Here is a 22136-nt window from a genome sequence, read left to right on the forward strand (position 1 = left end):
CCGGAGCGGCGATCGGGTTGACTCGCGGCATGACCGAAACCCGCAACGACGCCCGCCGGGTGACCCTCGGCGCCTCCCACCTGGCCGTCTCGCCGCTCTCCCTCGGCGGCAACGTCTTCGGCTGGACGGCGGACGAGACCGAGTCCTTCGCCGTCCTCGACGCCTACGCGGCGGCCGGCGGCAACTTCGTCGACACCGCCGACGTCTACTCGGCCTGGGTCCCCGGCAACACCGGCGGCGAGTCCGAGACCGTGATCGGCAACTGGCTGCGCAGCCGCGGCAACCGCGACGACATCGTGGTCGCCACCAAGGCCGGCATGCACCCGGACGCGCCCGGGCTCAAGGCCGCCAACATCAAGCGGGTCGCCGAGCAGTCGCTCGTCCGGCTCGGCATCGAGCGGATCGACCTCTTCTACACCCACCGGGACGACCCCGAGACCCCGGTCGAGGAGATCGTCACCGCCCTGGACGAGCTGGTGAAGGAGGGGAAGGTCCGCGAGATCGCCGCCTCCAACATCGGCGCGGACCGGCTCGCCGAGTCGCTGGCCTTCTCCGACCGCGAGGGCCTGGCCCGCTACGTGGCCGTGCAGCCGCACTACAACCTGGTCTCCCGCGGCACCTACGAGGGCGGGCTCGCCGCGGTGGTCGCGGCGAACGGGCTGTCGGCCGTGCCGTACTACGCGCTGGCCTCGGGCTTCCTGACGGGCAAGTACCGGCCGGGCGGCACCGGGGTGGCCAGCGCCCGGGCCCAGGGCGCCGCCCGCTACCTGGCGGAGCCGCGCGGCCCGCTGGTGCTGGAGGCGCTCGACAAGGTCGCCGCCGTGCACGGCGTGCAGCCCGCCACGGTGGCACTGGCCTGGCTGGCCTCCCGGCCGACGGTGGCGGCGCCGATCGCCAGCGCCCGCACCGTCGACCAGCTGCCGCCGCTGCTGGCCGCGGCCGGCCTGCAGCTCGCCGAGGACGAGATCGCCCTGCTGGACGCGGCCTCCGACTGAGCCCGGCGGGGACACGGGAGCTGCGCGAATCGGGAAAACGGTGTGGAACCTTCCGCCTCGCGCGGCTCCTCGCACCCGTGGGGTGGCCCACAGCCGGGGTCGATGACACGCCCCACAGGGTGGCGATGCGGACGGTGCCCGGGTTCCGGGCCGTACGGCCGGCTGCGTGCCCGGCGCCTTGCCGGCCGGCGCGGCGGCCGCCCGGTCCGGGTGGACGCTGCGGTGGACCGTCCGGTCACGCCGGCCGGCCTTCCTTGCGGGCGGTGCCCTCCTTGCGGACGGCGGGGGCGGGCACGGGGGCGCTGACGCCGGCCGGGGCGACGAAGGCGACCAGCAGTTGTTCCATCAGGGCGCTGCGGGCCGCCTCGTCGAGCTGGTGGGCGGTGGCGCGTTCCAGGCGGCGGACGGCGAGTGCGGCGGCCTCCACCGCGTCGTCCACCAGGACGGTGCGCAGGCCCGCGTCCAGGTCGGCGAGCCGGCGGCGGCGCATGGACTCGGCGACCTCGGGCGCGTACTCCAGGGCGACGGGCTGGACGGAGTACACCTCCAGGCCCGCCGCGTGCGCCTCGGCGGCGAGGGAGCGGCTGAGCTCCTCGGAGAACCACTGGCCGTCGCGCAGCGCGGGCCCGGGGCCTGCGTTGGAGTCGCAGGGCAGCCGGCTGGCGGTGCGGCTGAGCACCGCGTGGATCTGCTCGCGCAGGTACGTCTCGTGGTCGGCGACGGAGAGCACGGCGCGGGCGGTGTCCCGGACCCGCCAGACCACCAGTAGCCGGACGACGATCGGGGTGCCCGTGCGGTCGGTGACCGTCACCTGGTCGCTGCGCCAGTGCCGCAGCCTGACGTCCACCCGGCGGCGCCGGACGAACGGGTTGACCCAGAGCAGCCCGGCCCGCCGGACGGTGCCGCGGTAGCAGCCCCAGCGGGTCAGGACCCGGGCCTCGCCGCCGGGGTTGGACAGCAGTCCGGCCAGGACGGCGACCATCAGCAGGCCGATGGCGGCGACGGCCGCGATCTCGGCGGGCGTCAGTCCGGTCGGCCCGCCGCGCCGTACGGCCTCGCTGCGGATGTCCGGCAGCGCCTCGAACTCCGGTACCACTCCGGCCCGGACGAGGACGACGAGCAGCCCGGCCGTGCCGAGCAGCAGGACGAGCAGGGCCAGCCAGCCGGGCGCGGCGAGGGCGTGCCGCTCGCGCAGTGCCTGGTCGACCCGCGGCGGGCGGCGGCTCGCCGACCCGGCGGCGTCCGCCTCGGGGCGGACGGGTGTGAGCCGGCAGGTGGGCGGGCCGTCCGGGTCGTCCGCGGGTGCGGGCGAGGTCTTCCCCGTGGGCGGCGCGGCGAGGCCGCCGGACGCGGCGCGGACGGGCTGGGCCCGGCCGGTGGCCGCGGTGGACACGGCCGCGCCGGCCTCTCCGGGGCCGCCGGCCGGGAGGTCGGGCGGACCGGCGGGCCGGGAAACGGGTCGTGGCGATGAGTCGCGGGTGACGTCCATGCACGGTCCTCGGGTTCGGGTGCGGCGCAAACGGGCGGCCCGTCTGCGAGAACGGGCGGGCAACGCCGGTTTCAGGCTAAGTTGACCGGTCATCAAATGCGACATTTCGGACGCAGGTGGGCGTGTCGAAGCCGCCCGGGCAAGCGAATTGACGAATAGTCAGCGTCGTCTGCGGCTCCCCGTGCCGCGGGCCAGGATGCGCCGCAGCAGCAGTCCGGCTGCCACCAGTGCCGCCGCCGACCCGCCGTACACCGCGAGGCGCCCGGCGACCGGGAGCGCGGAGGGCTCCGCGGCCGGCCGCTCCAGGGGCGGCGGCACCGCACGCACCCGCCCGGAAGGCGCGGCGGACCCGCCCTCTCCCCCGGACGGGGGCTGCGAAGCAGCCTCCGTCGACGCGGGCGCGGCCGCCGCGTGCACCGCCACCGGCTCCCCGGGCGTGCCGTTCCCGGCCCGGTCGGTGGCGGTGGCGAGCAGCACCTGGTCACCGTCGGCGAGGGGGCGGTCGGCGGTGCACGCCCAACCGCCGTCGGCGGCCGCGGTGGCGGTGCACAGCGCGAGCCGTTCGCCGCCGGCCGCCTGCCCCCCGGCGGTGACGGCGACGGTGGCCGCGGGCTCCGCCCGGCCGGCGAACCTCGGACGGGCGCCGACGGTCTCACCGGCCTTCGGCGCGTCGAGGACGGGCCGGGGCGGGGCGGCGGTGTCCACGGTCAGCGCGGCCTCCCGGCCGCGGGTGCTGTTGCCGGCCGGGTCGACGGCGGTGGCGGTCAGCCGGTGCACGCCGTCGGCGAGGTTCTCCACCGGCAGGCAGGACCACGCGCCGTCCGCGCCGACGCCGGTGCTGCACAGCTCCCCGGCGGACGGGGTCGTCCCGCCCGGGTCGGTCACCGACACTGTGCTGCCCGGTTCGCCGCTGCCGGCCATCGGCAGCCCCGGATCGTTGGTGAACTCGGGCAGTGTCAGCACGGGGGCGGCGGGCGGCGCGGTCTTGACGGCGAGTCGGACGGGCTCGCTGTGCAGCACCGCGCCGGTGCGGGTGGTCTCCACCGCGACCAGGGTGTGCGGCCCGTCGGCGAGCGGCGCAGCGGGACGGCAGCTCCAGCCGCCGTCCTTCGCCGCCCCCGCCCGGCAGAGCTCCGCACCGGCCTCGGTGACGGCCACCGTCGCGCCCGCGAGCGCACCGGCGCCGGCGATCTCCGGGCGGACGTCCGCGGTGACGGCACCGTCGACCAGTGCGGTGATCTCGGGGCGGACGGAGCCGGCGGCCAGCCTGATCCGCTGGTCGACGACCTGGCCGGAGTCGGCGAAGCCGCCGGGGGCGACCAGTTGGGAGGCGTCCCGGGCGATGCGCAGCCGTGCCCAGGTCTCGCCGGCCACGACCCGGCCGGTGACGGCCCACTCCAGCCGGGCGCCGGTGGCACCGGCCGGCACCTCGGCCTGCACCCGCTCCATCGGGTCGAAGCGGCCGTTGCGGTCGAAGTCCACCCAGCCGGCCAGCACGGCGGGCCCGCCACCGGGGGCGACCGGGACGTCCAGTCGGTAGTAGTCGCCGGTGGCCGCCTCGGCGGGGAAGGCCAGGGTCGGGTCGTCGCCGGCGTACTCGCTGCGGCCGGGCCCGCTGCGCGGCTGCCGGGGGGCGGCCCAGATGCTGTGCGGGCCGGCGAAGGCGATCTCCACCAGCGGCCGGGTGGCCGCCGGTTCGGCGTCCGAGGAGGTGGTGGCCGCGCCGGGGCCGGCCACCAGCGGCCGGGTGGCGGCCGGCGGGACGGCCCGGGCCCGGTGTGCCTCGTCGGAGGCGTCCCGGCCGAGCCAGAGGTCGGAGAGCAGGTGCGAGGCGTTGCCGTAGCCCTGCGGGGCGGTGCCGAGCGACTCGTCGACGGTGACGGTGACGGCGGTGCGCAGCGGGGACGGCGGAGTGGTGGAGCCGTCCCGGGCGGTGGTCCGCTGTTCGAGGCGGAGGATGGCGGTGCCGACGGTGCCGGAGAGTTCGAGGGTGCCGGTGCCGTCGGACGCGCCGTCGGCGTCAGCGTCGGCGGGCGGGGAGAGTTCGTTCCCGGTGACCGTCCAGCCCGTCCAGGCGGTGCGACCGACGAGTGCGGGTGCGGTCGGGGTGCCGTCGGCGACGGCGAGCCGGACGGCGGTGGCGGTGGTGCCCGTGGTGCCGGTGGTGCGTGCGGTGAGGCCGCTGACGTGCAGTCTGGGATTTCGCAGGGGCCGGGAGAAGGCGATCCGCAGGGTGCCGATCGTGCGCCAGGAGCCGTCCGCGGAGGGGCGGTCGGCGGTGACGGCGAAGATCTCGGCGGGATCACCGGCGCGCAGCCCGTCCGTGTACGCCGCACCGCTGCCGGTGTGTTCGCCGAGCGTTCCGGGTGAGACCTTCGCGGTGATTCCGGGAGGGGTGTCGAGATCGAGCCGGACGGTGAGGCCGGAGGGCAGGGTGGCCCGGCGCTCCTGGTTCCAGCCCGAGGGGGTCTGCTGGGCCGGGGCCCGGCCGGCCGCGGCGGGCAGCAACAGCCCGGTGGCCGCCGCTGCGGCCAGGGCGCGGCGGGGCGCGGCGGCCGGGGACCGTCGGTTCATCCCGCTCTCCTTCGCTGCCGTGGCCGGGCCGCGAGCCGGGGATGACGCGGCCATAACATCCGGCTTGAGCGAAGCACGCCCGACGGTCCGTCACCTTCCGACACCCGCGGGCCGGTCCACAGGTGCACCCGATTGGTCGTCCACGCGCCGCAGTCGCGGGGCCCGGGGGCAATTTCCGGCCGTTCCGGCCGAATCACGATCCGGATTCCCCGCGCTTTCCCGATCGTCCCCGGCTGCGCCCTGTTCGATATGAGACACCGTCAGTAGAGTCGGCGCCCGTGAGCATCGACCCCGTTCTCGTGAAGAGCACCTTCGCCTCCGTCGAGTCCCACGGCACCGAGGTGACGGCCTGGTTCTACCGGCACCTGTTCGAGCACCACCCCGACGTCCGGCCGCTGTTCGCCGAGCACATGGACGAGCAGCAGGACCGCCTGTTCGCCGCACTCGGCACGCTCGTCTCCCAACTGGAGGACACCGACGCCCTGGTCGGCAGCCTGACCGCGCTGGGCCGCCGGCACGCCGCGTACGGCGCCCTGCCGGAGCACTTCCCCGCGGTGGGCGCCAGCCTGATAGCCACCCTGCGGCACTTCGCCGGCGACACCTGGTCGCCGGAGGCCGAGGCCGCCTGGGCGGCGGTGTACGGCATCGTCGCCGACACCATGGGCCGGGCGCTGGCGGAAGCCGGCACGTCCGGGGCGGACGTGTGAGGCCGGGCCCGTGCCCTTCGACCCCGCGGTCCTGCGGGCCGGCCTCGCCGTGGTCGAGCGGCGCGCCGACCAGCTGACCGCCTACTTCTACGCCCACCTGTTCACCCACAACCCCGGCGTCCGTGACCTCTTCCCGGAGCGGATGGACGAACAGCGGGACAGGCTGCTCGCCGCGATCACCCGTGTGGTGCAGTGCCTGGACGATCCGGAGCGGCTCACCGGCTACCTCGCCGCCCTGGGCCGCGACCACCGCAAGTTCGGCGCCCTGCCCGAGCACTACCCCGCCGTGGGTGCCAGCCTGATCGCCTCGCTGAAGCACTTCTGCGGCCACACCTGGACGAAGGAGCACGAGAAGGCCTGGACGGAGGCGTGGACGGTCGTCTCCCAGGCCATGATCGACGCCGCGGCGGCCGTCCCCGCCGACCGCCCCGCCTGGTGGCAGGCGGAGGTGGTGCACCGGCGCCGGGCCGCGCCGGACGTCGCGGTGCTCACCCTCGCGCCCGACCACCCCTATCCGTTCACCCCCGGCCAGTACCTCACGCTCTGCTCGCCGCGGGCGCCGCGGGTCTGGCGCCCGTACTCGATCGGCTGCGCGCCGCGCGCCGACGGCACCCTCGACGTGCACGTCCGCCGGGTGCCGGAGGGCCTGCTCTCCACCGCGCTGGTCGACGACGTCGTGCCCGGCGAGCAGCTGCGGCTCGGTCCGCCGCTCGGCGGCGCGGTGCTGGACCGGACCTCCCCGCGGCCGCTGCTGGCCGTGGCCGGCGGCACCGGCTGGGCGCAGGTCAAGGCCGTCGTCGAGCAGCTCGCCCGGGACGGCACCCGGCCGGCCACCGTCCTGCTCTGCGCCCGCAGCGACGCGGACCACTACGACCTGGCGGCGGTCCGCGAGTTGGTCGACCGGTACGTCCGGCTGGAGGTCGTGCTCGCGGCCCCGGAGGACCGGGCCGACCGGGCCGCGGCCGTCGCCCTCGTCCACGAGGGCCTGGCCCGGCTCGGCGGCGTCCCGGGCCGGGACGTCCTGCTGAGCGGGCCGCCCGACCTGGCGCCCGCCGTGGCCGCCCGGCTGATCGGCCTCGGCGCGGACCCGGAGCTCGTACGGCACGACCCGGTGCCGGCCACCTTCAACCGGAGCCGCCCGCTGACCGCGTCGGACTGGTTCCTGGAACGGCGCGACGTCGCCTGGATCAACCGCACCGAGCTGGCCTGACCGGCCGGCCGCGGGAACAGCGAAGGCCCCCGGCGAGAACCGGGGGCCTTCGATCTGTGCGCTCAGCAGGATTCGAACCTGCAACCTCTTGATCCGTAGTCAAGTGCTCTATCCGTTGAGCTATGAGCGCCTGTGCGACTCCCGGAGGAGCCGCTGCGGCGGGTTGTGGTGCGCTCAGCAGGATTCGAACCTGCAACCTCTTGATCCGTAGTCAAGTGCTCTATCCGTTGAGCTATGAGCGCTCGCCCTGGCGGCTGGCCACCGGGGCGGTGCGGGGACAACATTACATGACCGTCGACCTGGGGTGAAATCGATTGATCCCGGGCGCCGGCCGGGCCGTCCCCGGGCAGGCCGGGGGGCTGCCGGACGTGCGGCGCGGCCCGCCCGAACATGCAGGGAGCCCCGCCGGCGACGTGCCGACGGGGCTCCCACGAGGCGGAGGCTGAGGGATTTGAACCCTCGATGGGCTTTAAGGCCCAAACCGCATTAGCAGTGCGGCGCCATAGACCGGACTAGGCGAAGCCTCCTCCACCCGGACCGCACCCGGAACCCCGGACGCACTCCGTGCGCAAGTGATGATGCCACAGCCCACGGGCCCGACACCAACCACCGACAACGTTACTAGGCGGGTCGTCCACAGCGCAAAGAACAATGAGATACTGCCGGGGCCCGAGGAGAGCGCGAGCCGCGAGCGCCCGCCGTGACCACCCGGCGAGCCCTCGCCGACGTGGCGCCCAAGCCGTGAGGAGACCTGTCGACGTGAGCAGCAGGCCGATCCGAGGCGCTGCTCGCCTCGCCGCGATACTCGATGCGCTGCCCGACGCGCTGCTGCTGGTGAACAGCAACGGCACCGTCGTGGACGCCAACAAGGCCGCCGTGGAGAGCCTGCAGGCGCCCGGCACCTCCCTGGTCGGGCGCGGCCTGCTCGACCTGCTGCCCGAATTCGACCCGAGCCGCATCCCCGGCTCCATGCGCCCCGCCACCACCGAGGCCGAGGGGCTGGACAAGCCCGTCCGGATGACCGCCCGCCGCACCGACGGCGGCACCTTCCCGGTCGAGGTGTCCGGCAACGACTTCACCGACGACGGCGCGGCCGAGGGCCTCGGCTACACCCCGTACGACCCCTACCGCGAGGGCTCCGGCCAGGACCTGCTGCTGCTCCTCGTCCGCGACCTCTCCGGCCGGCTCGGCGTCGAGGCGGAGCTGCGGCGCCAGCACAAGCAGACCGAGATGATCCTGCGGGCCGCCGCCGAGGGCGTCCTCGGCGTGGACCTCGACGGCCGCGTGGTGCTGGTCAACCCCTCGGCCGCGCACATACTCGACTACCGCGCCAGCGAGCTCGGCGGCCGCGAGCTGCACCCGCTCGTCCAGCACTCCCAGGCGGACGGCACGCCCCTCCCCGTGGAGGGCTCGGCGCTGATGGACACCCTGGTCTCCGGCCGGAAGCACCGGGTGCGCGGCGCCGTGCTCTGGCGCAAGGACGGCAGCCCGGTCACCGTCGACCTCACCACCGCCCCCGTCCGGGACGGCGAGCAGCTGGTCGGCGCGGTGATGACCTTCACCGACCGGACGAAGGAACTCGCCCTCGTCGCTCGCAACGAGCACCTCACCGCCGTCCTCGAGACCGAGCTCGGCGACGCGCTCACCGCCCTGCACCGCCGGATCGACGCACTGGCCGCCGACCCGGCCGGGCAGCTGTGGCCCGAGGCCAACTGGACGCTGCGCCGGCTGGCGGACGAGTGCCGGCGGTTCGGCACCCTGATCGAGGGCGTGCTCTCCCACCAGGCCTTCGAGGCCGCGGCGGAGAGCGGGCGGCAGCAGCTCAAGCGCAAGCCGGTCGGCCTGGACGCGGTCGTGCAGCGCGCCGTGGAGCACGCCGGCGAGCTGGTCGGCCCCGGCCGGGTGCGCTACTCGGTGCACGCGGCCGCCGTCGACGTGACCGCCGACCGCGAGCGGCTCGCCCGCGCCCTGGCCCACCTGGTCGCGGACGTCAGCGGCATCACCCCGTCGCTGGACGCGCCGGGCACCAATGCGTCCCCCTCGCTCGGGGTGCCCGCCCTGCCGCCGGTCGGCGGGGAGGCCCCGATGGTCGTGGTCGCCGCCGCGCAGCGCGGCGAGGTCGCCCGGATCGAGGTCCGCGGACCGGCCCGCCGCAGCAGCCCCGTCCACCTGCCGATCGCCCGCGGCACCGTCGAGCGCCACGGCGGCGTCCTGCAGCGGCACGAGCTGCCCGGCGGGGCCGGCACCACGTACGTCGTGGAGCTGCCGCTCGACCCGGCCGCGGCCCGTGCGGCGGCCGGGCGGCCGAGCGTGCCCAAGGAGACCGACACGGCGATGCTGCCGGACCTCCCCGAGCTGCCGGCGGCCGAGCCGCGGGAGAACGGCCGGGCCGGGACCGCCGCCGCACCCGCCGAGGACCCGGACCGCGACCGCAGCGGGCCGATCCCGCTCGGACCGCTCGCCGCCGCCCCCACCGACGCCGGCGACCGCCCCGGCGCGGCCCCGGCCGGCAACGCCGCGCCGGCCGCCGAGGGCGACACCCCGCCGTCCGGCACCCCGACGGCAGGAGCCGCCGACACCCAGCAGGGCCAGGCACCGAACGAGGAGCCCCGGCAGTCCCGCCGGCGCCGCCGCGCCCCGGCCGACGAGACCCCCGCCGGCGCCGTCGCGCTGCCCGGCGTCCCCGACCCGGGCACCCCGGTCTACCCCGGCCTGGAGCACGCCCTGCCGGCCGGCCCGCCGGTCGCGTCCGCGCCGGCCGCCCAGCCCACCGGGCGCCGCCGCCGACTCGCCGTACCCGCCGAGCCCGAGGCCGCCACGGCCGAGCGCCCCGCCGAACCCGCGCCGCAGGCCGGACCGCCCGCACTGCCCGCACCGGCCGACGGGCCGGCTCCGTCCGCCGAGCCCGCCCACGCGCCCGCACCGGCGGCGGAACTCGAACCGGCCCGCCCCGCCGTGCCCGCCCAGCCGCAGCCGGTCGGCACCGGCCTCGGCGAGCTCAGCCCGCCGCGGCCGCTGCAGAGCGCCTTCGCGGCGGCCTTCCCGAGCGCCTTCCCGCAACAGCCGGACGCGGCCTCCGCCGGCGGCCGCAACGGCGCCCAGGCCGAGCTGCCCGCGCTGCCCGCACCCGCCCGCACCCAGGAGCCGACGGCGCCCGCAGCACTGGAGGCGCGGACGCCTCCGCGCCCGCTGTCCGAGCTCGCCCCGGCCGGGGCTGCGCCGGCGCCCGCCGAGGAGCCGACCGTGCTGGTGCCGGCCCTCGACGGCGGCCCGCGCCGGCTGCTGGTCTGGCCCGAGCCGGACGCCTCCACCAAGCAGGCCCTGCAGGAGCGCGGTTACCGTCCGGTCATCGTGCGCTCCCGGGAGGAGGTCGACGCCCAGGTCTCCGGCTTCCCGGCCGCCCTGTTCGTGGACCCGCTGACCGGCCCGATCACCCGGACGGCCCTGGAGTCGCTGCGCACCGCGGCACTCAACCAGCGGGTGCCGGTGCTGGTCACGGCCGGCCTCGGCCAGGCCGGCCGGGACACCGCGTACGGTGCCGACCCGGCCGTCCTGCTGCGGGCGCTGGCCCCGCGGGACAGCGAGAACCACGCCCCGCGGGTGCTGCTGGTGGAGTCCGACCAGGACATCGCCGGCGCCATGATCGCCAGCCTGGAGCGGCGCGGCATGCACGTCGAGCACGCCACCGACGAGAACGACGCGGTGGCCCGGGCCAGCAGCGTGCAGCCGAACCTGGTGGTGATGGACCTGCTGCGGATCGAGCGCCGCCAGCTCGGCCTGCTCGACTGGCTGCGCGCCAACGACCGGCTGCACCGCACCCCGATGGTCGTCTACACCTCGGTGGACCTCGACCGGAAGGAACTCCCGCGGCTGCGGACCGGCGAGGCGGTGCTGTTCCTCGCCGAGCGGTCGACGACCGAGGACGTGCAGTCCAGGATCGTCGACCTGCTCGGCCGGATCGGCTCGCTCTCCGAGGCGGGGGCGGTCGCCGGCGGCTGACGCCCGCTCAGTGGTGGGCGTGCACCGCGGCGTGGCCGCGTCCGCGGGCGATCAGCCAGCGGTTGACCGGCACGGTCACCGCGAAGGCCACCGCCAGCGAGAACAGCAGGGCCAGCCAGAACAGCGGCTTGCCGAGCCCGGCGTCCATGGCGCCGGGCACGCCGACCATGACGGTGTTGTCGATCAGCTCCATGACCAGGATCGACACGGTGTCGGCGGCCAGGGCGACCCGGAAGGCCGCGCCGAGGGCGAGGCCCGCCTTCAGCACGCCGCGCATGGTCAGGGCATAGCCGAGGACGAAGGCGAGGGCGACCGACAGCGCGACGGTGGCGCCGGCGTGCAGGCCGAGGGCCGTGCCGATCACCATGCCGAGGATCTCGCCGGCGGCACAGCCGGTGAGGCAGTGCAGGGTGGCCCGGACGGCGGTGCTCCAGCCCGACCCGGGCCGCTGCGGCGGGTGCGGGTGGTGGGCGTGGTCTGTGTGGTGCGCGTGGTCTGCGTGCTGTGTCTCGGGCACGTGGCCGGCGGGTGCGGTGCTCGGGTGGTGCTCCATGGTGCGGGCTCCTCTCCCCTCGCGGGTTCCGATGTTCGGGAACGCGATACCCCTGGGGGGTATTCCCGCGAGGGGAGGGAAACTCCGGCTACTCCTTGCCGACCACGATCACGTCCAGCCGCTCGGCGGCGTAGTCGGCCCGGATCACCTTCTTGTCGAACTTGCCGACCGAGGTCTTCGGCACCGCCTCGACGATCGCCCAGCGCTCCGGGAGCTGCCAGGAGGCGATCCGCTCGGCGAGGAAGGCGCGCAGCTCGCGCAGGTCGGCGGTGGCCCCGGGGCGGAGCACCACGGTGGCCAGCGGGCGCTCGCCCCACTTCTCGTCCGGCACGGCGACCACGGCGGCCTCGGCGACCTGCGGGTGCGCCATCAGCTGGTTCTCCAGCTCGACCGAGGAGATCCACTCGCCGCCGGACTTGATGACGTCCTTGGCGCGGTCGGTGAGGGTGAGGTAGCCGTTCGGGGTGATGGTGCCGACGTCGCCGGTGCGCAGCCAGCCGTCCTCGCTGAACTTGTCCTCGGGGCGCTCCGGGTCGCGGCCCGCACCGCCGTAGTAGGCGCCGGCGATCCACGGGCCGCGGACCTCCAGCTCGCCGGCGGCCTTGCCGTCGTGCGGCATCCGCTCGCCGCCGGGGCCGATCAGCCTGGCCTCGACGGAGGCCGGGAAGAGGCCCTGGGTGAGCCGGTACGGCCACTGCTCCTCGGCGGTGAGGCCGCCCGGCGGCAGCGAGAAGGTGCCGAGCGGGGAGGTCTCGGTCATGCCCCAGGCGTGCACGACGTTGATCCCGTGGCGGTCCTCGAAGGCCTTCATCAGGGCGGGCGGGCAGGCCGAGCCGCCGATGACCACCATGCGCAGCGCGGAGGTGTCGTAGTCGCCGGCGTCGAGCTCGTCCAGCAGGCCGGTCCAGATGGTGGGGACGGCCGCGCTGACGGTGGGCTTCACCCGGTCGATCATCTCGGCGAGCGGCTTGGGCTGCAGGAACCGGTCGGGCATCAGCAGGTTCGCGCCGGACATGTAGGCGGTGTGCGGCACGCCCCAGGCGTTGACGTGGAACATCGGGACGACCGGCAGCGCGGTGTCGCGGGAGGTGATGCCGAAGCTGTCGGCGGCCATCACCTGCAGGCAGTGCAGGTAGACCGAGCGGTGGCTGTAGACGACGCCCTTGGGGTCGCCGGTGGTGCCGGAGGTGTAGCAGAGCGCGGCAGCCTGCCGCTCGTCGAGCTCGGGCCACGGGTAGTCGGTCGGGCGGTCGGCGATCAGGTCCTCGTACTCGTGGACGGTGCCGGCGAAGCCGTCGAGCAGCGAGCGGTCGCCCTCGCCGCTGACCACGATGTGCTTGAGGGTGTCGTTCAGCCGGTCGAGCACGCCGGCCAGCAGCGGCAGGACGGTGCCGTTGACGATGACCACGTGGTCGGCGGCGTGGTTCACGATGAAGGCCAGCTGCTCGGCCGGCAGGCGCAGGTTGAGGGTGTGCAGCACCGCGCCCATCGACGGGACGGCGAGGTACGCCTCCAGGTGCTCCGCGTTGTTCCACATGAGGGTGGCCACCCGCTGGTCGCCGTTCACGCCGAGCTCGTCGCGGAGCGCGTACGCGAGCCGGGCCGCGCGGGCGCCGACCTCGGCGTAGCTGCGGACCACGGGGCCGGTGCCGTCCCAGGTGGTGACGGTGGAGCCGCCGTGGACGGTCGACCCGTGCGCCAGGATTCGGGAGACGGTGAGCGGTACGTCCTGCATGGTGCTGAACACGCGGGTCCTCCTTGACCGGTGGTGGGTCTCGCGGGGCTACTGGCAGGTAGTCGCCGCTGACGTGCCGATTCTTTCCCCGGCCGGGGCCCGGTGTCAGCAACCGTGGCGGAGTTGAGACCTGCATCTCCGGGCCGGTCCCGCGGCCGGCGGTTGCCCCCGGCGGCGGGACGCGCTTCAGTCGTCCCATGACCGTGGAGTACATCCGGTACCGGCTCGCCGGGCCGCAGCAGCGCGCCGCCTTCGAGGCCGCCTGCCGACGGGCGGTGGCCGCCCTCGCCGAGGCCGGGGAGTGCGTGGACTACGCGCTGGAGCGCTCGGCCGGGGAACCGCCCGGGTACGGGCTGCGCATCCGCTGGACGTCCGCGGAGGGGCGCCGGGCCTTCTGGGAGAGCCGGGAGGGCTCCTCCTTCTTCGACGGGCTCGATCCGTACGCGGAACCGGACGGGCTGCTGCTGGAGGAGGAGACCCCGGTCGCGGGCCGCGGCGGCTCGGTGCCGACGCTCTACGAGTGGGCCGGCGGGGCGCCCGCCTTCGAGCGGCTGTTCACCCGGTTCTACGAACGGGTCGACGGGGACGAGCTGCTCGCACCGGTCTTCGCCGGGAAGGACCCGGCGCACGCGCAGCACGTCGCCGCCTGGCTCGGCGAGGTGTTCGGCGGCCCGCCCCGGTACAGCGCCGAGTACGGCGGCCACCGGCACATGGCCTCCCGGCACCTGGGCCGGGGCATCACCGAGGCCCAGCGCCGCCGGTGGGTGGCGCTGCTGACGGACACCGCGGACGAGGTCGGGCTGCCCGCCGACCCGGAGTTCCGGGCCGTTTTCGCGCACTACCTGGAGTGGGGCACCCGGATGGCGCTGATCTACTCGGGCCCCAACCCGCCGCCGCTGCCGGAGACCCCGATGCCCCGCTGGGACTGGGGCATCACCCCGCCGTACCGGGGCTGAGCGGGCCGGGCGGGTCTGCCGGGCTGGTCAGCCGACCAGGGAGTCGAGCTCGTCCCGATCGACGGTGAGGGTGTTGCCGCCGTACGACTCCTGGACGTTGCCGCGGTACTGGTGGATGCGGCGGCTCTCCGTCCAGAGGTCGGGGTTGAGGGCGCCGGCGCCGTCGGTGGTGTTGGCCCGGTCGTCCCAGCGGGCGTACCAGACGGCGTCCGGCAGCGGGGAGCTGCCGGCCCGGGCGGCCGCGGCCAGGTCGGCGATGCCCGATTCGGCGGAGGAGTAGAAGCCGGAGAGGTGGCCGACGGCGTGCAGGGCCTGCGTCCAGCCGACGGTGAAGTCGATCACGGCCTGGCTGCAGCGGGTGTCGCCGGGCGGGTAGGCCTCGATGTCGAGGTAGACCGGTGTCCCGGCGCCGAAGCCTAGGGTGCGCATCGCGGTGACGGCCTCGGCGGCCTCCCGCTGCCCCTGGCCGACCGCGTCGGCGGGGTCGATGTGCCGGGGCTTGGCGCTGTTGGTGCTGCACGGCGCCTGCAGGCCGACGTGGGTGGGGACGAACCGCCAGCCCATCGCCCGGGACTTCGCCACCCAGTCCGCGGTCAGCCGGGACTGCGTGCAGCCGCGCTGGCCGCCGCTGATGTAGATGCCGACCGCCCCGTACGGGGAGTCGTCCCACCAGGTCTGCATGGTGGCGAGCGGCGGGGCGGTGCAGGTGTCGAAGCCGGGCCCCTGGTAGACCTCGCCCGCCGGCAGCCGGGCCGCGCCGCCCGGATCGGTCGCCGGGTCGGCGAGGACGGTCCGGGTGAGCCGCGGCACACCGGCGCCGGGGGCCGCACCGGCCGCCGGGACGCCGAGCGGACCGAGCAGCAGGACGGACGAGGCCGCGGCCGACGCGGCGGTTCCCAGGAGGCGCACCCCACAGTCCTACTGACGGACCGTCGGGCACCGGCGGCAGGCGCGCGCCGCCCGGCGGCCGATTCACCCGACCGGCGGGCCCGTCCCGCATAGCGGTAACGGGTTTGCGGCCATGTGACTCCTTACGTCAGACTCGGCGGCATGTCCGCTGCCAACTCCTTCGAGCCCGTGCTCACGGCTCCCACCGGCGAACCGTTCGCCGACGCACGCGCCATGCCGCCCTCCCCCAAGGGCGAGCCGGCCGGCGAGCGCGGTGGTTGGCGACGACGCGGCCCGGCAGCCGCTGCACCCCCGGACACCGGGACGGCCACCACCGGAGCCGAACGGCACCGGCCACCGGCCGGCCGTCCCGAACGGACCACCACCCCGCAGCGGCGCCTGGGATCGATCCCGGCGCCGCTGCTGTGCGTGGCGGCCATGGTCACCTGCCAGCTCGGCATCGCCTCCTCCAAGTCGCTGTTCGGCGTGCTGGGCGTCGGCGGGGCGACCTTCCTGCGACTGACCGTCGCCGCTGTGGTGCTGCTCGCCGCCACCCGCCCCCGGCTGCACGGCCGCAGCCGCCGCAACCTGGCCTCGGCCGTGCTGCTCGGCCTGGCCTCGGCCGGCATGACCCTGCTCTTCGCCGGTGCGACCGACCGGCTGCCGATGGGCACCGCCTCGACCATCGAGTTCCTCGGACCGCTGGCCGTGGCGATCGCCCTCTCCCGCCGGGCGAGCCACCTGTTGTGGGCGCTGCTCGCCGCCGGCGGCGTGGTGCTGCTGACCTTGCTCGGCGAGGGCACCGGCGGGGCCGCCCTGGACCCGGTCGGGCTCGCGTACGCCTTCGGCGCGGCGGCCTGCTACGCCGGCTACATCCTGTTCACCGACAAGGTCGGCGCGGTGTTCCGCGGCTTCGAGGGGCTCGCGGTGTCCTTCACCATCGCGGCCCTCGCCGTCGCGCCCTTCGGCGCCTCGCAGGCCTTCCACGGGCTGGCCGACGCCTCCGCACCGGCGCTGCTGCTGCTCGCGGTGGCCGGGGTGGCGCTGCTCTTCCCGGTGGTGCCGTACGCGCTGGAGATGACGGCGCTCCGGCGGATGCCGCAGCGGGTGTTCAGCGTGCTGGTGAGCCTGGACCCGGCGGTGAGCGCGCTGGTCGGGCTGGTGGTGCTGGGGCAGTTGCTCGGCGGGGTGCAGCTGGCGGGCATCGGCTGCGTGGTCGCGGCCAGCGTCGGGGCGACGCTGACGGCACGGCGCTGACGCTGCGGCCGGGGACGCCGTCGAGACAGGGACGGGCGGTGCCGTCGTACGGCACCGCCCGCCCCGAGAGGCTGCGGAGACCCTTTCCGCGCCAGTCGTCCGGGTCGCCCCCGTTCGGCCCGCCCGCACCTCCTCCGCCCGGCGCCCCCGCCGGGGATGGAGCGGCACATCCGGCTCGGACCGACCGGAGACCCGGCTCAGCCTGCTCGGATGGGGAAGCGTGCCATGCATGTCCTCCGTCCAGGGTTCCTCGGCGGGACCGTCGACAGAAGAATCCCGCAACAAATCGACAAAGTCATAGCTCGACGAACCCTTTTCGCCCTTTAGCGTGATGTCACCCGGCTCACGGCCGGTCCGCACGCGGTCCCCCTCCGCCGGGGGCGCACACCGGCCGCCGCACGCCTTTCCCTACGGCTACAGCGCCTTGCCGGGGTTGAGGATGCCCAGCGGGTCGAAGACCGCCTTGATCTGCCGCTGCAGCTCCAGCCCGACCGGGCCGAGCTCCCGGGCCAGCCACTCCCGCTTGAGCAGCCCCACCCCGTGTTCGCCGGTCACCGTGCCGCCCAGGCCGAGGCCGAGCCCCATGATCTCGTCGAAGGACGCCCGCGCCCGGGCCGTCTCGTCCGGGTCCGAGGCGTTGAAGATCACCACCGGGTGGGTGTTGCCGTCCCCCGCGTGGCTGACCACGCCGATGGTGAGCCGGTGGCGGTCGGCGATCGCGGCCACGCCGTCCAGCATCTCGCCCAGCCGGGACCGCGGCACCGCCACGTCGTCGATCATGGTGGTGCCCAGCTTCTCCATCGCCGGCAGCGAGAGCCTGCGCGCCTCCAGCAGCAGGTCGGACTCGGCCTGGTCCTCCGCAGGAACGACCTCGCTCGCCCCCGCCTCCCGGCACAGCCGGGCCACCACCGCCAGCTCGTCCTGCTTCGCCGGGCCGTCGAAGGCGACCAGCAGCAGCGCCTTGGTGGACTCCGGCAGCCCCATCCGGGCCATCGCGTTCACCGCGCGGACGGTCGTCGCGTCCATCAGCTCCATCAGCGACGGAACGAGCCCGGCCGCCATCACCGCGCAGACGGCGTCGCTCGCGCTCCGGGTGCTCGGGAACTCGGCGGCCAGCGCCAGCTGCGGGGCGGACACCGGCCGCAGCGCGACCACCGCCCGCACCACCACGCCCAGCGTCCCCTCGGAGCCGACCAGCAGCCGGGTCAGGTCGTAGCCGGCCACGCCCTTGGCCGTGCGCCGGCCGGTGCTCAGCAGCCGGCCGTCCGCCAGCACCACGTCGAGCCCGAGCACGTACTCGCTGGTGACGCCGTACTTCACGCAGCAGAGCCCACCCGCGCCGGTGCCGATGTTGCCGCCGATCGTGCAGGACTCCCAGCTCGACGGGTCGGGCGGGTAGGCCAGGCCGTGCGCGGCGGCGGCCCGCGAGAGTTCGGCGTTGACGACGCCCGGCTCGACCACGGCGAGCCGGTTCACCGGGTCGACCTCGAGGATGCGGTTCATCTTCACCATCGACAGCACGATGCAGCCGTCGACGGCGTTCGCGCCGCCGGAGAGCCCGGTGCGGGCGCCCTGCGGCACCACCGGCACCCGCAGTTCGGTGGCCGTCCGCAGGACGTGCTGCACCTGCTCGACGGTCTGCGGGAACACCACCACGGCCGGCGCCCCGGCCTCGCAGAACCCGGCCATGTCGTGCGCGTACGAGGCCACCACGTCCGGGTCGACGGCGACCGCCGCCTCCGGGAGCCCCGACACCAGCCGGTCGACCAGATCACCCACGGCAGCCTCCGCCTCTCGCGCACCTGTCCGCTCTGCACTCTGCCCCTGCCGGGCGGGCACGGCAAGGACGGTGCGCAAACACCGATCGGCGCCCCTGACGGAAGGTCAGGGGCGCCGGTCGGGAGGACGGAGCGGACTCAGGCGTGGTCGGCCGGGCGGTCCAGGATGACCACCTCGAACTCCTCCAGGCTGCGGACGGTGGCTCCGGCCTCCGGGGCGTTCTTGGCCCGCAGGGCCGCCTGCGGGCCGCGCGAGGCCTCCAGCGCGGCACGGTCGCGGAAGATCGTGCCGACCGAGGCACGGCCCTCCGCGCGGTTCACCAGCAGGGCGCCGGAGACAAAACCGTCGATCTGCCCCATCCCGGGCAGCAGGGTCTCGCGGAACCGCTCGACCAGGCCGTCGATGCGGGCCGGGTCGATGTCCGCACGCACCATCCGGAATCCGGCACCGGCCGAGGCCGGGGCCGGCGGGCTGAAGACGGCCGCCTCCCACACGTCGACGGCGACGGTGCCGGCGAACGGTGCCAGCAGGGCGGCCCGGCGGGCCTTCAGCGCCTCGTTGCTGTCGCGCTGGGCCTGCTCGCTCTCCCACCACGACCCCATGGCGATCTTCCCGACCGCCCGGTCGGCGAACAGGCCGTAGCCGCGGTAGCCGGGCTGGCCGGTGAGCAGGCCGACGGCCTCGGCGCGCAGCGCGTCGAGCGCCTCGTCGATGAGGGCGGGGTCACCGGTGGCGTAGAGGGTGCGGACGTACATGGCGGCTGTCTTCCTGTCGTCGGCCCGGCGCCCTGAACGGCACCGGTTACGGGCACGGCACACGTCCATCCGACGGCCCCGCCCCGACCCGGGCAACGCGGGCGACCCGAACGGGGACACCCGCACCGATCGTGCCCGCGATCAGGAAGCCCTCGTCCCCGGCTCCGGGGAGGCGGCCAGCGCATCCCACTCCGGGTCGGGCTGGCCGGGCACGCTCCGACCGGTCTCCCGCCACAGAACAGCCAGCTGGGTGTAGATCGGCACGTCCGGGAAGTGGAGGACCGTTTCCGTCCTCCTCCGCCGCGGTCCCGGTACCGCCGTCGGCTTCGTCATGTACGAAGAACGACCCTGACGACGGTCGGGCACGCCCCGCGCACCGAGCACGGGTCTGCAACACCGTCAGGTCCCGGCCGAACGGCCTCCGGGGAAGCCGGTCGGCGGCCGAGCCGCCGCCCGCAGGCCGGACAGCGCGCCGAACCGCCGAGCGATGTGGAGCAGTCCTATGGTGAACGTGATCCACAGGTGTCGAACCCGGCGTGGGACATGACATGCAATCGTTGACGATGCGCGGTTTCCGTAGGTCGGACCGGCGCGCGGTGCTCGCCCTGATCGCCGCGGACCGGCTGCCGGGCCAGCCCCGACCCACCGCGACCGCACTCGTCTCCGCCCTGGCCGCACGCGGCCCGGACGGAAGGCCCCAGGCCCGCGCCCTGCAGCCACCCGTCACCGAGATCCTCCTCGATGAGCGCCGCCGCATCACCGGGGTCATTTCCTACGCCCTGCGTCCCTACGACGACGCCGGCGTCGTCCTGTGGGCGCACGCGGCCGAGGACCCCTCCACCATGGCCGTCCTCATGGGCTGGGCCCGCGTCCGCCTCGGCCCCGACCGCCCCTGGTACGCGTTCCCGGGCATCCCCGCCACCGGCACGACCGAGGGCCTCGCCGGCAGCAGGCGCCCCGCCACCACCCACGCCCTACGCACCACCGGCTTCACCGCCATCGCCGAACGCCGGTACTGGAACCGCGACCTGCGCCGGAATCCACCGACAGGTCCTCTCCCCCGTCCGCTGGCAACGGCTGCTCCGCAACACGGCCCCGCGGCCTCCTGCTCCGGCTCACCCGAACGGACGGCACTCCGGCCGCCGAAGCCCGCATCGACACCCCGGACCGCGGCACCGCCCACCTGCACCGCCTCGTAGTGGCGGAAGCCGACCGCAGCCGGGGACTGGGCCGCCACCTCCTCGACCAGTGCCTCTTCCACGCCGCCCGCACCGGAGCCCCCCGCCTGACCGCGACCACCGATGCCACCGACCTCCACGCCCCTGCCGTCAGACTCCTCTCCCGCTCCGGATTCACCCCCGTCGACACCCTCGCCGTCCACCACCGCCCCGGACGCCCTGCAGGTCCCCACAACCCCTGACAGAGGGCGAGACCACCAAAACCGCCACCCGCATTGACCCGGCGTGCACTCCTATTTCTATTGCGCTGTTTGGCGGGGAAGGCCGGTTCGTGCGCGTGTCAGGACTCTCACGGACCGGGCATTGCACCAGAATCTCTGGAACCGTCCCAGTGACAGCCGACTCGCCCAGACCACGAGGAGCACTGCCGTGCCGATCAATGAGTGGCTCCCCGACCAGCCTGTCCGAACTGGCCGTATCGACTGGCCCGAGCACCGGGACGACAAGGTCTTCCAGCGTCTGCAGACGGGGCAAACCGTTGTCCTGGACCGCCAGCCCTGGCTGGTCCTCGAGATCAACGAGTACCCCTACTTCCAATGGCCGGAGCCTTACCAGAAATCATGGCGCGAGCACGTAGAACTCTGGAGGCACTCCGAAAACCTCCACGGTGCGCACCGGACCACCACGCCCCCCGACCGTGCCAACTTCTACAAGCGCCCCGTAATCCTGGCCCTGCGCAACGAAAATCTCCCCAGATCCGCGCCGAAGCACTGGTGCGCACCGGCCAGCCACGACTGGCACGTCCTTCCCGAGCATTACGCCGTGTGCCGCGCGTGCGGCGAACTCCCGCCCTGCCGCAACGGCGAACACCGCTGGGAGGGGGGGCCCAGGCGCGACGACAACAACGGATCCATCCCGCTCATCGTCCCGATCGGCTGCTGCATGGGATGCGCCGAACTCATCAAACCCCGGATGCGGGCGATCACCTTTCCCGGCCCCAACCTCTGGTACCCCGAACTCGGAGACGGAAGCGCGGCCTTCCACACCCGCACCAGCTGCTCCGACCAGGTGGACCGCTACCGCAGGGAATGGGAGAACACGCACATTCAAAATTCCCGGCCGGCTCCCGAGCCCCTGTTCCCCGAAGCGAACGCCGAAATCCTCGCACTTCCCAGGACGAGGCCTGCACCCGATCAGGCGAGCTTGCCGGAAATGGCGCTTCGGGTCAGTAACTACCCCCTTTTCGCAAGTGCGTCCGCACTCGCGCCGCAGGCGGCCCCCGCACCGGACAGAATTCATCCGGCGACCCCCCACATGCATCCCTGCCAGCCGCCCTGCACCAACACGGCGCACTCGCTTCCCAGTGCCCACCTCGGGCCCGCCACCTCAATTCCGCAGCTCGCAGGCTCGGCCGAATACACCCCGGACATTCATCCGGAAATCCGCACGCCGGACCAGGCCTCGCGGGTGATCGAAGAGCTCACTGCAGCAGTGCGCAACATCGCCGTCTATCTGAACGGCGGAACGAACACGCAGACCAATGCGCAAATTCTGTAAAAACATTCCCCTGCGCAATCGCCGCAGCGAAGCCGCGTGACAGGTTTCCGCTCCTACGCCGCTCCGGCGCCGAGGTCGTCAACGACCGGGAGGAGCACTCGAACACCCTCGTCGAGCGGCGTTCGAACGGCGACGACCTGACCGGATGACGGTCGATCCCGGCCCACAGCCGGCCCCGTACCTGGTCGGATCCGGCACACGAGGGAACGGTCCGGGACGGGAAACGCCGAGGGCGGGTGCCGACCGATATCGGCACCCGCCCTGAGCTGGGACTATCACCCACCTGCGCGGAGGGTGTGGGATTTGAACCCACGGTGACCAGAGGCCACGACAGTTTTCAAGGATTCGAAGAGATCGCCAGGCCGTTGTCGTCTGACCTTGCAGAACGCCCCCTCGGCCGACCCGCACCTCGCGGTACCGGGACACGCATGGGACAGAAGGTGCTGGGCGAGCGGGCAGGCTGGAACACCAAGATGTTCCAGCCTGCCCGTTTGAGCGACGACG

16 protein-coding genes and 3 tRNA genes are annotated in these 22136 nt (G+C 74.6%); 9 read left to right on the top strand and 10 right to left on the bottom strand.

The window, feature by feature from the left end; genetic code table 11:
* Positions 1 to 29 precede the first annotated feature (29 nt).
* Positions 30 to 995, top strand: a complete 966-nt coding sequence (locus AB0M03_RS16705) for an aldo/keto reductase (protein ID WP_363492246.1) — start codon at positions 30 to 32, stop codon at positions 993 to 995.
* Positions 996 to 1230: 235 nt separating this feature from the next.
* Here the strand turns inward: AB0M03_RS16705 and AB0M03_RS16710 are convergent, their stop codons facing one another.
* Positions 1231 to 2484 carry an SPFH domain-containing protein gene (locus AB0M03_RS16710; RefSeq protein WP_363492247.1) on the bottom strand — a complete coding sequence of 418 codons (1254 nt, stop codon included), beginning with the start codon at positions 2482 to 2484 and terminating at the stop codon, positions 1231 to 1233.
* A gap of 159 nt (positions 2485 to 2643) precedes the next feature.
* Positions 2644 to 5058, bottom strand: a complete 2415-nt coding sequence (locus tag AB0M03_RS16715) for an Ig-like domain-containing protein (RefSeq protein ID WP_363492248.1) — start codon at positions 5056 to 5058, stop codon at positions 2644 to 2646.
* 278 nt (positions 5059 to 5336) lie between these two features.
* On the opposite strand from AB0M03_RS16715, the gene AB0M03_RS16720 reads away from it, so the two are divergent.
* Together AB0M03_RS16720 and AB0M03_RS16725 are read left to right on the top strand one after the other, a co-directional pair.
* A complete protein-coding gene (locus AB0M03_RS16720) occupies positions 5337 to 5765 on the top strand; it encodes a globin domain-containing protein (RefSeq protein WP_363492249.1) in 429 nt (142 codons plus the stop codon).
* Between the two features lie 10 nt (positions 5766 to 5775).
* Positions 5776 to 6975: a globin domain-containing protein gene (locus AB0M03_RS16725; protein ID WP_363492250.1), complete on the top strand. Its 1200-nt coding sequence runs from the start codon at positions 5776 to 5778 to the stop codon at positions 6973 to 6975.
* A 57-nt stretch (positions 6976 to 7032) separates the two neighbouring features.
* Here AB0M03_RS16725 and AB0M03_RS16730 read toward each other — a convergent pair.
* From AB0M03_RS16730 to AB0M03_RS16740, 3 genes are all read right to left on the bottom strand, one after another.
* A tRNA-Arg gene (locus tag AB0M03_RS16730) sits at positions 7033 to 7105 on the bottom strand.
* A 36-nt stretch (positions 7106 to 7141) separates the two neighbouring features.
* A tRNA-Arg gene (locus tag AB0M03_RS16735) sits at positions 7142 to 7217 on the bottom strand.
* A 194-nt stretch (positions 7218 to 7411) separates the two neighbouring features.
* A tRNA-Ser gene (locus AB0M03_RS16740) sits at positions 7412 to 7502 on the bottom strand.
* 232 nt (positions 7503 to 7734) lie between these two features.
* Here AB0M03_RS16740 and AB0M03_RS16745 point away from each other — a divergent pair.
* Complete coding sequence (locus AB0M03_RS16745) at positions 7735 to 10974, top strand: PAS domain-containing protein (RefSeq protein WP_363492251.1); 3240 nt, start codon at positions 7735 to 7737, stop codon at positions 10972 to 10974.
* A 7-nt stretch (positions 10975 to 10981) separates the two neighbouring features.
* Here AB0M03_RS16745 and AB0M03_RS16750 read toward each other — a convergent pair whose 3' ends face one another.
* Both AB0M03_RS16750 and AB0M03_RS16755 read right to left on the bottom strand, forming a co-directional pair.
* Entirely contained in the window at positions 10982 to 11527 is a 546-nt protein-coding gene (locus AB0M03_RS16750; RefSeq protein ID WP_363492252.1) for a DUF4396 domain-containing protein, read from the bottom strand.
* 88 nt (positions 11528 to 11615) lie between these two features.
* A complete protein-coding gene (locus AB0M03_RS16755; RefSeq protein ID WP_363492254.1) occupies positions 11616 to 13274 on the bottom strand; it encodes a long-chain fatty acid--CoA ligase in 1659 nt (552 codons plus the stop codon).
* Positions 13275 to 13459: 185 nt separating this feature from the next.
* Here AB0M03_RS16755 and AB0M03_RS16760 point away from each other — a divergent pair, with 185 nt between their 5' ends.
* The gene (locus AB0M03_RS16760) at positions 13460 to 14218 is read left to right on the top strand and encodes a group II truncated hemoglobin (RefSeq protein ID WP_363492256.1); all 759 of its coding nucleotides are present in this window, start codon (positions 13460 to 13462) and stop codon (positions 14216 to 14218) included.
* Positions 14219 to 14245: 27 nt separating this feature from the next.
* On the opposite strand, the gene AB0M03_RS16765 is transcribed toward AB0M03_RS16760, so the two are convergent.
* Positions 14246 to 15127: a DUF1906 domain-containing protein gene (locus tag AB0M03_RS16765; protein WP_363492257.1), complete on the bottom strand. Its 882-nt coding sequence runs from the start codon at positions 15125 to 15127 to the stop codon at positions 14246 to 14248.
* Between the two features lie 141 nt (positions 15128 to 15268).
* On the opposite strand from AB0M03_RS16765, the gene AB0M03_RS16770 reads away from it, so the two are divergent.
* Positions 15269 to 16363: an EamA family transporter gene (locus AB0M03_RS16770; RefSeq protein ID WP_363492258.1), complete on the top strand. Its 1095-nt coding sequence runs from the start codon at positions 15269 to 15271 to the stop codon at positions 16361 to 16363.
* Positions 16364 to 16777: 414 nt separating this feature from the next.
* Here the strand turns inward: AB0M03_RS16770 and AB0M03_RS16775 are convergent, their stop codons facing one another.
* Positions 16778 to 18142, bottom strand: a complete 1365-nt coding sequence (locus tag AB0M03_RS16775) for an FAD-linked oxidase C-terminal domain-containing protein (RefSeq protein WP_363492259.1) — start codon at positions 18140 to 18142, stop codon at positions 16778 to 16780.
* A 137-nt stretch (positions 18143 to 18279) separates the two neighbouring features.
* Positions 18280 to 18897 (bottom strand): antibiotic biosynthesis monooxygenase, encoded by a 618-nt coding sequence (locus tag AB0M03_RS16780; protein WP_363492260.1) that lies wholly within the window; start codon positions 18895 to 18897, stop codon positions 18280 to 18282.
* Positions 18898 to 19445: 548 nt separating this feature from the next.
* Between AB0M03_RS16780 and AB0M03_RS16785 the strand changes: the two genes are divergently transcribed.
* The 3 genes from AB0M03_RS16785 (at position 19446) to AB0M03_RS16795 (ending at position 21632) form a co-directional block, all read left to right on the top strand.
* A complete protein-coding gene (locus tag AB0M03_RS16785) occupies positions 19446 to 20096 on the top strand; it encodes a hypothetical protein (protein WP_363492299.1) in 651 nt (216 codons plus the stop codon).
* On the top strand, positions 20051 to 20317 hold the full coding sequence (locus AB0M03_RS16790) for a GNAT family N-acetyltransferase (RefSeq protein WP_363492295.1): 267 nt from the start codon (positions 20051 to 20053) through the stop codon (positions 20315 to 20317). Before AB0M03_RS16785 ends, AB0M03_RS16790 begins: the two co-directional genes overlap by 46 nt.
* A 187-nt stretch (positions 20318 to 20504) precedes the next feature.
* Positions 20505 to 21632 (top strand): hypothetical protein, encoded by a 1128-nt coding sequence (locus AB0M03_RS16795; RefSeq protein ID WP_363492261.1) that lies wholly within the window; start codon positions 20505 to 20507, stop codon positions 21630 to 21632.
* The last annotated feature ends 504 nt before the right edge of the window (positions 21633 to 22136 follow it).

This window comes from Kitasatospora sp. NPDC051914 (assembly GCF_040680995.1).
In the GTDB taxonomy this organism is placed as follows: Bacteria; Actinomycetota; Actinomycetes; order Streptomycetales; family Streptomycetaceae; genus Kitasatospora.

Bases quoted from the DNA above. Each gene is read 5' to 3' on its own strand.
- AB0M03_RS16710 (WP_363492247.1), bottom strand. From the start codon at position 2,484: ATGGACGTCACCCGCGACTCATCGCCACGACCCGTTTCCCGGCCCGCC.
- AB0M03_RS16705 (WP_363492246.1), top strand. From the start codon at position 30: ATGACCGAAACCCGCAACGACGCCCGCCGGGTGACCCTCGGCGCCTCC.
- AB0M03_RS16780 (WP_363492260.1), bottom strand. From the start codon at position 18,897: ATGTACGTCCGCACCCTCTACGCCACCGGTGACCCCGCCCTCATCGAC.
- AB0M03_RS16760 (WP_363492256.1), top strand. From the start codon at position 13,460: ATGACCGTGGAGTACATCCGGTACCGGCTCGCCGGGCCGCAGCAGCGC.
- AB0M03_RS16785 (WP_363492299.1), top strand. From the start codon at position 19,446: ATGCAATCGTTGACGATGCGCGGTTTCCGTAGGTCGGACCGGCGCGCG.
- AB0M03_RS16770 (WP_363492258.1), top strand. From the start codon at position 15,269: ATGTCCGCTGCCAACTCCTTCGAGCCCGTGCTCACGGCTCCCACCGGC.
- AB0M03_RS16750 (WP_363492252.1), bottom strand. From the start codon at position 11,527: ATGGAGCACCACCCGAGCACCGCACCCGCCGGCCACGTGCCCGAGACA.
- AB0M03_RS16715 (WP_363492248.1), bottom strand. From the start codon at position 5,058: ATGAACCGACGGTCCCCGGCCGCCGCGCCCCGCCGCGCCCTGGCCGCA.